This is a genomic window from Streptomyces sp. 35G-GA-8, from assembly GCF_023534745.1.
Classification (GTDB): Bacteria; Actinomycetota; Actinomycetes; order Streptomycetales; family Streptomycetaceae; genus Streptomyces.
This window is the reverse complement of sequence record NZ_JAMHJQ010000006.1, coordinates 139,822-154,336: the sequence shown is the minus strand read 5'-3', so window position 1 is coordinate 154,336 and position 14,515 is coordinate 139,822. Positions and strand designations below refer to the sequence as shown.

12 protein-coding genes are annotated in these 14,515 nt (G+C 71.6%); 3 read left to right on the top strand and 9 right to left on the bottom strand.

What is annotated here, in order from left to right:
• Positions 1 to 141: 141 nt before the first annotated feature.
• The 5 genes from M1203_RS14965 to M1203_RS14945 all read right to left on the bottom strand — a co-directional run bounded on the left by M1203_RS14965 (position 142) and on the right by M1203_RS14945 (position 8,094).
• Positions 142 to 1,536, bottom strand: a complete 1,395-nt coding sequence (locus M1203_RS14965; RefSeq protein WP_249950173.1) for a hypothetical protein — start codon at positions 1,534 to 1,536, stop codon at positions 142 to 144.
• A complete protein-coding gene (gene pelF, locus M1203_RS14960) occupies positions 1,533 to 3,074 on the bottom strand; it encodes a GT4 family glycosyltransferase PelF (protein WP_249950172.1) in 1,542 nt (513 codons plus the stop codon). Before pelF ends, M1203_RS14965 begins: the two co-directional genes overlap by 4 nt.
• Before the next feature lie 73 nt (positions 3,075 to 3,147).
• The gene (locus tag M1203_RS14955) at positions 3,148 to 5,265 is read right to left on the bottom strand and encodes a hypothetical protein (RefSeq protein WP_249950171.1); all 2,118 of its coding nucleotides are present in this window, start codon (positions 5,263 to 5,265) and stop codon (positions 3,148 to 3,150) included.
• A 469-nt stretch (positions 5,266 to 5,734) separates the two neighbouring features.
• Positions 5,735 to 6,253, bottom strand: coding sequence for a hypothetical protein (locus M1203_RS14950; protein WP_249950170.1), 519 nt, complete (start codon positions 6,251 to 6,253; stop codon positions 5,735 to 5,737).
• A gap of 401 nt (positions 6,254 to 6,654) precedes the next feature.
• The gene (locus M1203_RS14945) at positions 6,655 to 8,094 is read right to left on the bottom strand and encodes an NAD(P)/FAD-dependent oxidoreductase (protein WP_249950169.1); all 1,440 of its coding nucleotides are present in this window, start codon (positions 8,092 to 8,094) and stop codon (positions 6,655 to 6,657) included.
• Positions 8,095 to 8,235: 141 nt separating this feature from the next.
• Between M1203_RS14945 and trxA the strand changes: the two genes are divergently transcribed.
• The gene (gene trxA / locus M1203_RS14940) at positions 8,236 to 8,625 is read left to right on the top strand and encodes a thioredoxin (RefSeq protein WP_249950168.1); all 390 of its coding nucleotides are present in this window, start codon (positions 8,236 to 8,238) and stop codon (positions 8,623 to 8,625) included.
• Positions 8,626 to 8,686: 61 nt separating this feature from the next.
• On the opposite strand, the gene M1203_RS14935 is transcribed toward trxA, so the two are convergent.
• The 3 genes from M1203_RS14935 to M1203_RS14925 all read right to left on the bottom strand — a co-directional run bounded on the left by M1203_RS14935 (position 8,687) and on the right by M1203_RS14925 (position 12,005).
• The gene (locus M1203_RS14935; protein WP_249950167.1) at positions 8,687 to 10,123 is read right to left on the bottom strand and encodes an aldehyde dehydrogenase family protein; all 1,437 of its coding nucleotides are present in this window, start codon (positions 10,121 to 10,123) and stop codon (positions 8,687 to 8,689) included.
• Between the two features lie 90 nt (positions 10,124 to 10,213).
• Positions 10,214 to 11,404, bottom strand: a complete 1,191-nt coding sequence (locus M1203_RS14930) for a thiolase family protein (protein WP_249950166.1) — start codon at positions 11,402 to 11,404, stop codon at positions 10,214 to 10,216.
• A 331-nt stretch (positions 11,405 to 11,735) separates the two neighbouring features.
• A complete protein-coding gene (locus tag M1203_RS14925) occupies positions 11,736 to 12,005 on the bottom strand; it encodes a hypothetical protein (protein WP_249950165.1) in 270 nt (89 codons plus the stop codon).
• A gap of 193 nt (positions 12,006 to 12,198) precedes the next feature.
• Between M1203_RS14925 and M1203_RS14920 the strand changes: the two genes are divergently transcribed.
• The gene (locus M1203_RS14920) at positions 12,199 to 12,897 is read left to right on the top strand and encodes an alpha/beta fold hydrolase (protein ID WP_249950164.1); all 699 of its coding nucleotides are present in this window, start codon (positions 12,199 to 12,201) and stop codon (positions 12,895 to 12,897) included.
• Positions 12,898 to 12,999: 102 nt separating this feature from the next.
• Positions 13,000 to 13,482 carry a type II toxin-antitoxin system PemK/MazF family toxin gene (locus tag M1203_RS14915; RefSeq protein ID WP_249950163.1) on the top strand — a complete coding sequence of 161 codons (483 nt, stop codon included), beginning with the start codon at positions 13,000 to 13,002 and terminating at the stop codon, positions 13,480 to 13,482.
• On the opposite strand, the gene M1203_RS14910 is transcribed toward M1203_RS14915, so the two are convergent.
• Positions 13,457 to 14,413 (bottom strand): TIGR02452 family protein, encoded by a 957-nt coding sequence (locus M1203_RS14910; protein WP_249950162.1) that lies wholly within the window; start codon positions 14,411 to 14,413, stop codon positions 13,457 to 13,459. The two genes, M1203_RS14915 and M1203_RS14910, sit on opposite strands and share 26 nt — an antisense overlap.
• Positions 14,414 to 14,515 lie beyond the last annotated feature (102 nt).

Sequence of the window (14,515 nt, the reverse complement as noted above, 5' to 3'; positions counted from 1 at the left end):
GTCGCCGGGAGGGGTGCTTCGTGGCGGTGCGGTGGGTCGGTGTGGTGTGGCGGTGCGGTGTGGTGGTGCGGTGTGGTGGTGCGGTGTGGTGCGGTGGATCGGTGTGGCGGAGGCGTGCGCCCGGTCCTGGCCCCGACGTGCTCAGGCGTGGGCGGCGGGACGTCCGAGTGCCGACAGGGCGCAGACCGCCAGCACCACCGCGGCCGGGCCGCAGCTCAGCAGCAGTGCGTTGGGGGCCGCCGACGGCTGGAGGAGGGTGAGCGCACCGGCCCCGCAGGCGGCCGCGATACACACCGCGGCGGGTGGCCATGCCACGCCGAACGCCTGCAACAGCAGGGCGGTCCACAGTGTGGCGGCAAGCAGCAGTACGGGTCCCGGCTCGGCGCCGATGAGCAGGGTCACGGGCAGGATCGGCAGCAGATAGACGAGCAGACAGAGTGTGATGATGCCGGCGGAGCGCCGTCTGAAGGCGGGGAGTGTGGAGGTCGCCCGCAGGGCCGCCGCCGACATTCCCCGATAGCGGTACAGCAGCCATTCGGCCGGGCCCATGCTCAAGGAGAGCATCACGACGGCGTACGGGTGACGCTGTCCTTCCAGCATCACCAGCACGCCCGCCGCCAGGCCGAACAGTCCGTACGGCAGTGAACGCAGCAGGCCGGTCCGGCTGTCGCCGGCGGCGGGTTTCTCCGCGAGGGCGCCCCGCAGTGCCCACCCGGCCACCGCGGTCGCGCCCGCCAGCGAGAGCAGGGGCAGTCCGATCCGCAGTGGAGCGCCGGGCTCCCACCACGGCAGCACCGCCACGCCCGCCACCATCGGCAGCAGCGCGAGCAACAGCAGCAACTCATGCCCCAGTACCAGCAGGACACCCGCCGCCGCGAGATACAGCGACTGGCCGGCCACGAACAGCGCCGTCGAGCCCTGTCCGGCGAGCGCTCCCCCCGCCGCCACCGCGACCGCGGCACCCAGCGGTGCGCCCACCAGGAGCGTACGGCCCGCCTCCCGGCGCCCTATGGCCATCCGCAGATAGGCACGGTGGCTCAGAGCCTGGCCCCAGGCCCAGGAGATCAGACCCGCCACCACGAGGGCGTACGCACCGCCATGGGGGTCCCAGATCCGTCCGATGAGCACATAGGCGAGCCCGGGAAGGGCGAAGAGCACTCCTCGCAGCACACAGCGGAAATGGTCGGGCCGCCATGGATCCGCCGGCACCCCGGGTTCGGGGAAGGTACGGGGGATCCTCTCGTACAACACGGTGGCCAGGGTGAACAGGTCGGGTTGCCCGTACCGTTCCCGGATCGCCTCGGCGGTCAGCCCCTGCGATTCCAGGAGAGCGGCCACCTCGTAGGGATGCACGGCGGGGCCGATGGAGTCCGCCATTTCCGCGGCGAGTTGGTCGACCGCGGCTCCGGCACCCGGCATGCGGAGTGCGAGTGTCCGCTCGTCGCCGCCGCGCGGCACACCGCGACTCCCCTGGAGCCGCAGGGACAGTGTGTCCTGGCGTCCGGCGTCCGGCCCGAGCGCCATCGGCCCGCTCATCCGGCCACACTCATCAGGCCCACGGCGGATATGCCGCCCCTTCCCGAGGCGGGCGGCGCGCCGGTGCCGGCCAGAGCATCGGAGAGCAGGCCCCGGCCACCGGCCGACAGGTCGAGATAGATGGCGCGGAAGGTGTCCACGGTCTGGCGCAGCGTGAACTGTTCGATCACCCGCAGCCGCGCGGCCTCTCCCATGGATCTTCGCCGTCCGGCGTCGCCCAGCAGCTCCATGGCCGCGGTGGCCATCGCGGCGGGGTCGCGCGGCGGTACGACCAGACCGGTGTCACCGACCGCTTCCCGTACTCCGCCGACATCCGTGGAGACGGTCGCCCGTCCACAGGACATCGCTTCGATCAGGGTGAACGGAAAGCCCTCGCTGATGCTGGAGAGCATGACGACATTGCCCGCGGCGTACGCGTCCCTGATGTCGTCGACTCGGCCTTCGAACGTGACCGTGCCGGCTTGTCCGAGCTCGGCGGCCAGCGCCTCGCACCGGGCCCGGTACTCCTCGCCGCCGCGCGGGGTGCCGCCGAAGAGCCGGAGCCTCGCCTGTGGCACCCGGTTCCGTACCAGCGCGAACGCCCGGATCAGGGTTTCCAGGTCCTTGATCGGGTCCACCCGGCCGGCCCAGGTGAGGGTGGGAACGTCCGGTTCCGGACCGGCCGCCGGGAAGGCCGCCGGGTCGACCCCGTTGTACACCGTGCGGATCAGCGCCGGGTCGGCTCCGCCCCGCTCCTCCCACAGCCGGTTGTAGCGGTTGCCGGGGGTGATCAGGGCCGCGCAGCGGTAGGTCTCCTCCGCCAGCAGCCGGTAGAAGCCGAGTACCAGGGTTTTCACGGGCCAGCGGTAGGGGGCGGTGCGATAGCCGAGATAGCGCTCGCGCAGATAGACGCCGTGTTCGGTCAGCAGCAGCGGTACGCCGTGGCGCTCACGCGCGATCAGCCCCGGGAGCACCGCCACACCGCCGCTGACCGCGTGGGCGACTCCGTGTTCCGGGGGCGGCGCCGCCAGGGGGCGGAGCGCGTGTTCGAGCAGGGAGGTCGCGGTCACCGCGTCGTGCAGTGTGGGGCGGGCCTCGGAGATGGGCAGGTCCGGCCGGTTCCACACCGCGGTGAGAACGGCGAGTGCCCGGTCACCGCGGAGGAACGGGCTGAGCAGACCATCCGTGGCGGCCCGCTCCAGTCGATGGAGTGCCGGGCCGAACCCCTCCTCGGCACCGGAGTCGAGGAGTGCTGTCAGAAACCGCTCGTAGACCGTGGCGAGCCGGTCGCGGCTCCGGCCCCGGGGCTCCGACCCGGGTGGTGCCGGGCCCCACAGGGGGACGGGCACCACCTGGGACACATGGCCGGGAAGATCCCATACGACGGGCTCCCGGCCGGTTCCGGTCACGGCTATGACATCGAAGTCCATGTCCGGTATTCCATTGACGAGTTGGTCGCACCACACGCTCACGCCGCCATGGCTGTGAGGGTAGGTTCCCTCGGTGAGGAGGGTGACTCGCGCCGCGCCATCGCGGCCCGTGCCGCGGTGAAGGTGCATCAGGGGTGCTCCACGAAGCTGTGCGGGGAGGACGGGTTCCGGCTGCCGGAACCCTCGGCTCGTGTGCGGTGGTTCAGCGCTCCCGGCTGTACGGCACCTGTCGTAGCACTCCGGCGGGTACCCGGGCCCGCGGCGCGGTCTCGTTCGTGGCCGGCGCGTCGCCGGTACCGCCGTGGACAGTGCCGGAGACGGCGGACGGCGGCAGGGTGAGAACGAGCGGCAGTGGGGTCCCGGTCACCCAGGCGGACACCTTGCCGGCGTACGGCTGGCCGAAGGCGGCCGTGCCCCGCGTGGTGCCGGCCGGCATGGTGGCGGTCACCGCGACGGTGGCGGGCGCCCGCACCGTGACCGTGTCGCCGATCCGGTAGGCGGTGACGTCACCGGACTCCACGGCGGACTTCCAGACGGATCGTTTGCTCAGTTCGGCGCCGATGTCCTTCATCCGCAGGTTGACCACAGGCGTGTTGTCGGCGAAGAGCCGCGCGTGGCTGTCGAGGACGCCGTTCAGCACCGGATAGGCGATGCGGTCCTCCGCCAGATTCGACTGATGGATGAAGTGCGGCCTGGGGTCGTTCCCGAGGACATGCCCGAGGGCGATCCGGGTCTCCAGCGGCACGATGTAGTCCGTGTAGCCGGTCGTCGTGTCCAGCGGGGCGGGCAGGCAGGTGGTGGTGGCGGGGTTGTCCTCGCAGATACCGCTGCCGCCCTGCTGCCGGCTGGTGTAGATCCAGTTGTACTCGTCGACCTGCTCGGCCGCTCGTCCGGCGTTGTAGAAGATGTTCATCGGATAGCGGGGGACGGTGGTGGCCGATCCCAGCTGGCGCTGGCCCACCTCACGGGAGTTGTCCGAAGCGAGCCAGGTGACGCCGTTGTCGGCCAGTGCCGGCGCCAGGTTGGGATTGTCGGTGGGCTGTTGTGGCAGCAGACGCATACCGGAGTGCTCGCCCGTGACCAGTTCGGTGTTGTCCAGGGGAAGCCCGGACACCTGGCCCCAGACGCGGTTCGTGGCGATCTCGTCGGATATCTCGTTACGGGAGACCCACTTGGTGGTGCCGTCGGGGAGGGTGGCGCACCGCCAGGGCACCACGCTGACATCCTGCTCGCAGCCCAGGAAGGCGTGTGTGTAGGTGTGGTTGATCCAGCGGAATCTGTTGCGGTCCACGATCAGCTTGTCGGCCAGGAGGTCGACACCGTTGTTGTCCTGGCGATGGTCGACACTGCCCGCCGCGTTGTAGGCGAAGTCCATGGTGAAGTTACGGTCGCTCTGCCAGGTGGCGGCGTATCCGGCGTCCTCCGCGGTCATCCGGATCGGGTTCGGCACCCCCTCGCCCGGCTCGCAGTCCACATCACCCGGTGTGCAGTTCAGCGTCGAGTCCCAGCGGTCGTCGGCGGCGAGAACGTCGTCGACGTGGACGGCGAAGTAGTTGCGCGAGGCCCCGAGATGGACACCGCCGGTCATCCACTCGACGATTCCGCGTGCCAGCAGCCGGAACTGCTGTTGGTAGCGGTTGTATACGAAGGTGACGACCAGTTCCCGTCGTCCGTCGTGCCGGTACTCGCCGACGAGTGAGCCCCTGGTGGCTCTGCCGGGTATCTGCGCGTCGACGTAGGAGGTGAAGTCCGCTCCGGCGGCCGGCTGCGACAGATAGGCGTAACTCTCCCCCACGGACGGGGAGTTGTCCTCGAACGGTACGGCGCCGTCCAGATATCCGAAGGGCCCGGCCCGGCCGACGGTGGTGACCTGCGCCTCGACGCCGTCCAGGGAACCGGCATAGCCGCTGCCGACGGCGTACTGAAGTCCGACCTCGGGCCGCGCGTAGGTGTAGGCGTCGACCTGGGGGATGCCGTACGTCCTCTCATAGGTGGCCAGAGCGGCCATCTCCGGGGAACCTGTGGAGAACGGATTGTCGTTGGGCAGCACCACTGCCTGGTACTTGGCCCGGGGCCGGCCCTCCACCGTGTCCGCCAGGAAGGCCGCGTCGATCACGGGACGTCCCGGCTGCTGGAGGTCGACCTCGGTATAGGGCGTCCCGGCCGTGTCCAGTTCGGCGGCGATGGCGTCGACCGCGGGCCCGCCGTCCGTCACCACGAGGACACGGAGATCGACACGGGGCGCGGCGTCATCGGCCTGTGCGGGGCCACCGGGCAGTGCGAGTACGGCGATCAGCGCACATGCCGTGGGTAACGCCATGCGTAAGAGCTTCTTCTGCATTGTGGAGCAGCCCCTCCCCTGGGCAGGGGTGTGTCCGTCACACGATGGAGCGGACACACCCCAGGCGCGACCCCGTGCCCCCCTCAGGTACTCGGTCGCCGCGCATCCGTCTCGTCACATAGTGCGGGCCATGTGTCGGTTTCGTGTTCCTGTTGCGGAACTTGACGGAAAAATGCGGGTGTTCGGTCAGTCTGGTCCTTGGACGGGATGGCCTCGGCGGGCCGTTCCCGTTCGGGGTCCGCGCACCGCGTACCCCGACCGGACCTCAGATCCTGGGCGGGAGGGGAAGCACACTCCGGGCACACGGAGTTCGAGCGGACGCGTCCGCCGGGAGTTCGCTCCCCTCAGGCATCCCGGGCCACGTTGGCCGAATGCCGCCATGACGGCCGTCCGGCGGCGTGCACGGCCGGCCGCCACCGACTCCCCAGGGGCGCCGCGCGGAAACCGGTCAGGCGCAGAGCACCCGGGTCTCCGGCGTGTACACGGGACCGCTGTTCACGTTCGTCTGGTCACTGAACTCGGCGTAGTAGTAGGAGTAGAAACCTATGTTGCCGTTGCAGCCGGAGTCGGCGGCGATCTGCAGCGTCAGCGTGACGGTGCGGGTCTGACCGGGCGGGATGGTGGCGCCGTAGTTGGAGCCGAGATCGGTCGGACCGGTGCCGGAACACGGGACGCTGCCCGTCGCGGTGGCCAGGCTGCAACCGCTGAAGCTGTACTTGAGGTCGGGGCGCTGGGTGGTCAGCCAGGTGGGGGTGATCGTCTGGTAGACGAACAGCACGTCGTAGGTGTGGTTGTTGGTCAGCGTCATCGACAGGTTGACCGTTCCACCCGGCCGGGTGGTGGCGCTGTCGACGCTGAACGTCAGGTCGGCGGAGGCCGCGTTCGCCGCGGGAGCCAGCCCGAACAGGGCGAGGAACAGGGCGAGGACGGTGGCCAGTCCGAGGCGTCTCTTCGGTGTGATTCGCATGCCCCGGACGCTAGAAGGTCCACGAGTCCTCCGTCTGCACTTCCCGCGCACGGACAACCGCGGGCGTCCGAAACCGGCTCTCCCCTGTTCGGGGTGTGAGCGGGGGGTCACAGAGCGAGACCGGACGCGTTCACGCACGGCAGGGCGGGTGTACGAGCCCCGGGGAAGTGGGAGCGGCCGGCCGGAGCGCCGCGCGAGGCGACCGGACCCCATTGGCGGAAACCAAGGGGGTCCTGGTGCGCGTGAAGCGTTCTTCGCCGGGTGCCGGCGTGCGTGGCGGATGCGCCTGACGGGTCCCGGACCCGCGCGTTCCGGCCGTCCGGGGAGGAACAGGCCGAGGGGTGCGTGCGGAAACCGTCAGCTCTCCCGCCACCGCACCACCCCGGCCAACAGATATGCGGTCAGGGACGGTTGTTGTCCCGGAATGTCTCCAGCAGGCGCAGCCACACCTCGCTGATCGTCGGGTAGGCCGGAACCGCGTGCCACAGGCGGTCGATCGGGACCTCGCCGACGACCGCGATCGTGGCGGAGTGGAGCATCTCGCCGACGGCAGGACCGGTGAAGGTCACGCCCCGCAGGATCTCACGGTCCAGGTCGACGATCATGCGGGCCCGGCCGCGGTAGCCGTCGGCGTAGAGGGCCGCGCCCGAGACCCCGGCCAGGTCGTAGTCGACCGCGCGGACGCGATGGCCCGCCGCTTCGGCCTCGGCGAGGGTGAGGCCCACGGAGGCTACTTCCGGCTCGGTGAAGACGACCTGTGTGACGGCGAGATGGTCGGCGGTGGCGGCGTGACTGCCCCAGGGGCCGGCGTCCAGGGTCGGTACGCCCTGGGCCCTCGCCACGATGGCGGCTCCCGCGATACGCGCCTGGTACTTGCCCTGATGGGTGAGGAGGGCGCGGCGGTTGACGTCCCCGACCCCGTAGAGCCAGTCGCTGCCCTCGACCCGGCAACTGTCGTCGACGGTCAGCCAGGAGCCCGGTTCCAGGCCGACCGACGCGAGACCGAGGTCGTCCGTGCGCGGGGCGCGCCCGGTGGCGAAAAGGACCTCGTCGCACTCGATACGCTCGCCGCCGGCCAGCGTCACGGTCACGGGTCCCGTGCCCCCGTCGCGCTCGACCGCGCCGACCGAGGCGCCCGTTCGGACCGTGGCGCCCGCCTCCGTCAGCGAGTCGGCGACCAGCTCACCGGCGAAGGACTCCATCTTGGGCAGCAGGCGGTCACCGCGGACCAGCAGCGTGACATCGGAGCCGAGCGCCCGCCACGCGGTGGCCATCTCCACGCCCACCACTCCCCCGCCGACGACCACGAGCCGCCCCGGGACGCGCGCGGAACTGGTCGCCTCGCGGCTGGTCCAGGGCTTGGTGGCGGCGAGTCCCGGGAGATCGGGCAGTACGGCCCGGCTGCCCGTGCACACGGCGACGGCGTGGCGGGCGATCAGGACCTGGGTGTCGCCCTCGGGTCCGGTGACGGCGACCCTCTTCCTGCCGTCCAGCCGGCCGTGTCCTCGGTAGAGATCGGCGCCGATCCCGTCGAGCCACGCGACCTGGCCGTCGTCCTTCCAGTGCGCGGTGAACTCGTCGCGGTGGGCGAGTACGGCCTCGGCGTCCAGCGGCCCCCGCACGGCCTGGCTCACGCCCGGGACCCGGCGGGCGTCGGCGCGGGTGATCGCCGGGCGGAGCAGGGCCTTGCTCGGCATACAGGCCCAGTACGAGCACTCGCCGCCGACGAGTTCGCTCTCGACGACCGCCGTGCTCAGCCCGGCCGCCCTGGCCCGGTCGGCGACGTTCTCACCGACCGGTCCCGCGCCCAGCACCACAACGTCGTACTCCAAGGTTTCCATGGCTTGCGTCATAGGGGTCAGTCTGCTGCGCGGCAGGTCGCATGGCCACACGATCTTCGGGCAGCAGCCAGGAATACGGCGATGACCCACACCGTTGTCGCAGGCGCCGTAACCCGGAGAGTCAGGAAGAGGTATCAGGCAATGGCCACTGTGGAACTCACCAAGGAGAACTTCGACCGGACGGTGTCGGAGAACGACTTCATCCTGATCGACTTCTGGGCTTCCTGGTGCGGTCCCTGCCGCCAGTTCGCCCCGGTCTACGAGAAGGCCTCGGAGCGCCACGAAGACCTCGTCTTCGCCAAGGTCGACACGGAGGCCCAGCAGGAGCTGGCCGCCGCGTTCGAGATCCGCTCGATCCCGACGCTGATGATCGTCCGGGACAATGTCGCGGTGTTCGCCCAGCCCGGCGCGCTGCCCGAGGCGGCCCTGGAGGATGTGATCGGACAGGCACGCGCGCTGGACATGGATGAGGTGCGCAAGTCGGTGGCCGAGGCCGAGGCGAAGGCCAAGAACGGCGACGCGGCGCGGTGACCGGGGGCGCCCGGTGACCAACGGCGGACGGGCGACCGGCGGACGGCGGACGGCGACGGATCTAGAACGGATGCCCCGCCGGTTCGCGCCGTACGGTCGTCCAGCGCAGCTCGGTGAAGGCGTCCAGACTGGCCTCGCCGCCGAACCGCGCGCCCGTGCCCGACGCGGCGGTGCCCCCGAAGGGTGCGACCGCCTCGTCATTGACCGTCTGGTCGTTGATGTGCGCGATACCGGTGGGGATACGGTCCGCCAGCTCCAGGCCGAGGGCCGTGTCGCGGGTGACGATGCCCAGGGAGAGTCCGTACGGGCCGGCCGCCGCCAGCGCGACCGCCTCGTCGAGGGTCGCGAACGACCGGACGGGCGCCACCGGCCCGAAGACCTCCTCCGTGTAGGCGGGCGCCTGGTCGTCGGCCTCCGCGAGCACGGTCGGGCGGTAGAAGAGGCCCTGGTGGGTGCCGCCGGCGGCGACCCTGGCACCGGCCGCCGCGCTCGCCTCCACCAGCGTGTCGATCTTGGCCAGTTGGCCCGCGTCGATGACCGGACCGAGGTGGACCGGCTCGCGGTACGGGTCGCCGACGGTCAGTGACTGGGCCTTGGCGGCGAGCCGTTCGACGTACTCCTCGTACAACGAGGCGTGGACGAGATGCCGCCCGGTGGTCATACAGAGCTGGCCCTGGTGGAAGAACGATCCCCATACGGCCTGTGCCACCGCCGCCTCGACATCCGCGTCGGCCAGCACGACGAGCGCGGAGTTGCCGCCCAGTTCCAGATGGGCGCGCTTGAGATGACGGCCCGCGGCCTCCCCGACCGCGCGCCCGGCCGCCGTGGAGCCGGTGAAGGAGATCACCCGTACCCGCTCGTCGGTGACCAGCGCCCGTCCGGTCTGCGCGCCTGCGGGCAGGATGTGCAGAAGACCCTCCGGCAGACCCGCCTCGGCGAAGAGCGCGGCGAGCGCGAGACCACCGCAGACGGCGGTACGCGGATCGGGCTTGAGCAGCACCGCGTTGCCCAGCGCCAAGGCCGGTGCGACGGACCGTATGGAGAGGATCAACGGGGCGTTGAACGGCGCGATGACCCCCACCACCCCCGCGGGGACCCGCCGGGTGTAGGAGAGCCGGGGCTCCTCGCTGGGCAGCAGCTGTCCGGTGGGCCGGGAGGCGAGCGCCGCCGCCTCGTAACACTCCTGGGCGGCGACACGCAGTTCGAAGTCCGCCTTGCCCGGGACGGAGCCCGACTCGCGTACCAGCCACTCGCGCAGTTCGGCGGCGTGCTCGGCGAACAGGTCACCGGCACGGCGCAGTACACCGGCCCGGACGTGATACGGCGTGTCCGACCATGCCTCCCGCGCGTCCCGCGCCGCTTCCGAGGCGGTCGCGACATCCTCCGGCGAGGCGAGTGCGACCGTCGCCAGCGCCTCGCCGGTCGCGGGCTCGACCACGGCCGACTCACCGCCCGAGAGTCCCACGGGCTGCCACGTCTTGGGGTCGAGCAAGGACATGAAGGCTCTCCACTCGGTCGGTCAGTCGGTCGGTCCGCTTCCGGGCAAGTCCCCCGGTACGCACACGGCTACGCACACACCGCGCCCGCGTCAGCGCTCCAGAACGAGCGCGAGCCCCTGCCCCACACCGATACAGAGCGCCGCGAGGCCCGTGCCAGAACCCGCCGCGGCGAGCTGGTGGGCGACGGATCCGGCCAGCCGGGCGCCGGAGGCACCGAGCGGATGGCCGATGGCGATCGCCCCGCCGCGCGGGTTGACCACAGCCGGATCGAGTCCGGGCCATTCGGCGAGGCAGCCCAACGACTGGGCGGCGAAGGCCTCGTTGAGCTCGAACGTGGTCAGCTCGCCGAACGTACGGCCCGCCTTGGCCAGCGCCCGCTGGACCGCCTCGACCGGGCCGAGGCCGAAGAGCTGCGGCTCGACGCCGGTGACCGCCGAGGCCCGGATACGGGCGAGCGGTTCGCGGCCCGTCTCCCGCAGCCCGGTCTCGTCGACGAGGAGCAGCGCGGCGGCGCCGTCGTTGAGGGGCGAGGCGTTCCCGGCCGTCACGGTCCCGGTCCCGTCCGTACGGAAGGACGGCTTCAGCTTGGCCAGCGCCTCCAGGGAGGTGCTGTCCCGGATGCATTCGTCACGGGCCAGGTCCACCCCGTCGTACGGGACGACCTCGCCGTCGTACAGACCCGCGGCCCAGGCGTCGGCGGCCTTGCGGTGGCTGGCGAGGGCGAACGCGTCCTGCTGCTCCCGGGTGATCGTGTGCTTGTCCGCGATCAGTTCGGCGCCCTCGCCCAGCGGAACCGTCCACTCCGCGGGCATCGCGGGGTTGGTCATGCGCCAGCCCAGGGTGGTCGAGTGCAGCTGCTGATGGCCGGCGGGGAAGGCCCGCTCCGGCTTCTGGAGGACCCAGGGCGCGCGGGACATCGACTCGACCCCGCCCGCCACGGCGACGGACGCGTCACCGAGGGCGACCGCGCGGGCGGCCTGGATGACCGCTTCGAGACCGGAGCCGCAGAGCCGGTTGACGGTCACCCCCGGGACGGACACCGGCAGGCCGGCGAGCAGCACGGCCATGCGCGCCACATCGCGGTTGTCCTCGCCCGCGCCGTTGGCGTCCCCGAACACGACGTCGTCGATCCTGCCGGGGTCGAGCGCCGGCGAGCGGTCCACCAGGGCTTTCAGCACATGGGCGGCGAGATCGTCGGGACGTACGGAGGAGAGGGCACCCCCGAACCTGCCGATCGGGGTACGGACGGCGTCGACGACGTAGACGTCGCGGATGGTCATCGGATCTCCGGCTTCTCTCCCAGGGCCTGACAGGGGTGACGGCGCGCGGGCGATGGTTCGCGCTGCCGCCCCTCGCCCTTCAGGGTGTTCGCCTGGTGAACGATGGTTCACCAGGGTCTGGCCAGAGTCTCTGCCGACAGACGACCACTGTCAACGGTCCGCACTGCTCCTGGAGCACCCCCCTGGCCGAATCCACGGGCCCGCCGGAGCGCGGTCTCGCCGTGCTGCGCGTCCTGTCCGCGTCCGCCCGGACTGATGGCGCTGCCCGGCGCCTGTCTGCGAGCCGGCGGTATTCCGGCGGGCCGGTCGCGGGAGCGGGCCGTGGGGGGCCTCAGGCGGCCGGAGCGTCGACGACGCGGACCGACAGGCCGTAGTCCACTTCGTAGCCGTCGATCAGCAGCGCCTCGACCGTGCGGGTCTCGGGGTCGATATCGGCCTCCATGCCGTTGCCCGCGTAACGCGGATAGCCGGAGGCCCCCGTCTCACCCGTCGCCTCGACGAGCGCCGAGCGCAGGGCGTTCGCCGCGGTGGGCGGCCCTTCGTCGCCTTCCGTGAACTCGGCGACCAGCAGGATCTCGAAGCGCGGCGGAACGGTGTTCATACCCCGACGCTAGCCACCCCGGCACGGCGGCGCATGTCGCCGCCGCCCGGCCGACGGGCCGCTCGGTTGACTGGGCCATGGCAGCCGGTATCTTTCCAGACCGGTCCGCGGAGGTCCGGCGGACGGCCGGACCAGCGCGCCCACGCCCGAGAGCGAAACAGCACGACCCGACAGATCCCGGAAGGCATGCACTGTGCGACTCCACACCCACACCTGGGGCGAGGGCGACCGCGTCGCGCTCCTGATCCACGGCATCATGGCCGACCACCGCACCTGGCGCCGCGTCGGCCCCGCCCTCGCGGCTCGTGGTCTGCGTGTGATCGCCGTCGATCTGCGCGGCCATGGCGCCACCGGCCGCGGTGACTACAGCATGGAGCTGTTCGCCGACGACCTCGTGGAGACGCTGCCGACCGGAGCCGAGGTGGCGATCGGCCACTCCCTCGGCGGGCTCGCGCTCTCGCTCGCCGTGGAACGGCTGGCGCCGGGGCGCGCCGTCTACTCCGACCCGGCCTGGTGTCTGCCGCGCCTTGAGGAGGAGTTGGCCGGGCCACGGGCACTGGCCCGCGCCAAGACACTGTCACGGGAGGAGATCACGGCGCTGAACCCCCGGTGGGAGACCGAGGACATAGACCTGGAGCTGGCGACCCTCGCGGTCTGGGACGAGAACACCGCGTTCGGTCTCGCCCCGGCGTTCGGCGCCGATCTGCTGCCGACCGCGCCCCTCGTCCCCTCGCTCGTCCAGCTCGCCGGTCCGAGCGTCATGATCTCCCCCGCGAACGCGGCGGAGTTGGAGCGGCGCGGCTTCCAGGTCCGTACGGTGGCGGGCGCCGGGCACACCATCCACCGCGACGACTTCGACGGGTTCATGGCCTCCCTGGACGGCTGGATCTGACCCCGACCCGCCCGTCCGGGCGAAGGTCCGGGCGGGTTTCTCCCCGGCCCGGGGAGGGACCCGCCCCGCGGCGTGCGCGGCGGACGTTCTAACGTCATCCGGATGACGTCCTTCTCCGACGCCGGCAGCGGCGACCGCACCCGTGACAGCAGCGACTTCGACTCCCCGGGCCGTGGTGGCCCGGCCGCCACGACCGAGGCCGAGCCCCGGGACGTGGGGCGGGTCCGTACCTCGTACGCGCCGGAGCACGACGGTGATCCCGACCCCGGCGAGATTGTCTGGACCTGGGTGCCCTTCGAGGAGAACGACGGGCGCGGCAAGGACCGTCCGGTGCTGGTGGTCGCCCGTGAGGCGGCCGGCACGCTGCTCGCCGTACAGCTCTCCAGCAAGCGTCACAACCGGGACCGCGAGTGGGTGCCGATCGGGGTCGGGCCGTGGGACCGCGCGGGCCGTGAGTCCTGGGTGAATGTGGACCGCGTGCTGCGCGTCCACGAGAAGGGCATGCGGCGCGAGGCCTGCGCGCTGGACCGCGGGCGCTTCAATCTGGTCGTCAACCGGCTCAGGGAGCTGTACGGCTGGCGCTGAGGGGCACCGCCGCCGCGCTTCCGTCGGTGGCCGCGCGGTCCGCGAACACCCGCCGGAACGCCCCCACCGTGGTCCCGTCCGGCGTCCGGTCGAGCACTGCGAAGACGGTCTCGTCGAAGTGGTCCGTGAACCGGCCGCCCCCGGTCAGCAGCGCCCGGAACACCCGCGCGACCTGCTCGGGGTCGTTGCGGAAGACCCCGCAGCCCCAGGCGCCCAGCACCAGCCGCCGGTAGCCGCGCTCCGCCGCCGTCTCCAGCACCCGTTCGGCGCGGCCGGCGAGCGCGGCCGGAACGCGGTGGGCCTCGGCGGGGGTGTCCCGGGCGATCACGCCCGTGTTCGGTGCGGGCGAGGTGAGAAACCCGACCCGGTACGGCGTGCCGAGCAGCCGGCCCCGGTCGTCGCGGAAGACCGGCACACCGGGTGAGTGGATCACCCGGTCGGTGTAGAAGGGGCTCCGCTCCGCTCGGTGGTGGGCGTAGAACTCGGGCACGCGCAGCAGCGTCGTATACAGCGCGGAGGCCCGGCAAAGGGCCTCTTCCTGGGCCTGCGCGCCGTTGAGATACCCACCGCCCGGATTGCGCGCGGAGGAGAAGTTGAGGACGGCGACCGGTCCGGAACCCGCCCCCGTCAGCCGCCGTGCCGCCTCCAGGCTGCTCTCGCCGGTGACCTCGACGACCGGCACGCGGGCCGCCGGGCCGGTGGCCCCGCCCCCATCCGGAGCAGTGCCCCTCGCCCGGTCCCGCGCGGGCGCCGTCGCCCTGTCCATGGCCGGCGCGAACGCGACCGGCTCGGGCCCGTACATCCGGGTCCCGGCGACCGCCTCGTCCACGGCCGCACGAATCCGCACGTCACGGCCGTCTTCCGTACGGTAGCCGCCCGTTCGGACGATCTCTTCTGTTTCTTTCGCGATCCCCCGCAGCCGTGCGCTCATGCGGAAATCCTGCGTGGACGACCCCGTTCGGGGCAATCGGATTTCTGACGAAACGATGACCTCGGGGGCACTCTTGTGCGAAGCGGCGAGAGTGGCTTTAGG

Bases quoted from the DNA above. Each gene is read 5' to 3' on its own strand.
- M1203_RS14965 (WP_249950173.1), bottom strand. From the start codon at position 1,536: ATGAGCGGGCCGATGGCGCTCGGGCCGGACGCCGGACGCCAGGACACA.
- pelF (WP_249950172.1), bottom strand. From the start codon at position 3,074: ATGCACCTTCACCGCGGCACGGGCCGCGATGGCGCGGCGCGAGTCACC.
- M1203_RS14955 (WP_249950171.1), bottom strand. From the start codon at position 5,265: ATGGCGTTACCCACGGCATGTGCGCTGATCGCCGTACTCGCACTGCCC.
- M1203_RS14950 (WP_249950170.1), bottom strand. From the start codon at position 6,253: ATGCGAATCACACCGAAGAGACGCCTCGGACTGGCCACCGTCCTCGCC.
- M1203_RS14945 (WP_249950169.1), bottom strand. From the start codon at position 8,094: ATGGAAACCTTGGAGTACGACGTTGTGGTGCTGGGCGCGGGACCGGTC.
- trxA (WP_249950168.1), top strand. From the start codon at position 8,236: ATGGCCACTGTGGAACTCACCAAGGAGAACTTCGACCGGACGGTGTCG.
- M1203_RS14935 (WP_249950167.1), bottom strand. From the start codon at position 10,123: ATGTCCTTGCTCGACCCCAAGACGTGGCAGCCCGTGGGACTCTCGGGC.
- M1203_RS14930 (WP_249950166.1), bottom strand. From the start codon at position 11,404: ATGACCATCCGCGACGTCTACGTCGTCGACGCCGTCCGTACCCCGATC.
- M1203_RS14925 (WP_249950165.1), bottom strand. From the start codon at position 12,005: ATGAACACCGTTCCGCCGCGCTTCGAGATCCTGCTGGTCGCCGAGTTC.
- M1203_RS14915 (WP_249950163.1), top strand. From the start codon at position 13,000: ATGACGTCCTTCTCCGACGCCGGCAGCGGCGACCGCACCCGTGACAGC.
- M1203_RS14910 (WP_249950162.1), bottom strand. From the start codon at position 14,413: ATGAGCGCACGGCTGCGGGGGATCGCGAAAGAAACAGAAGAGATCGTC.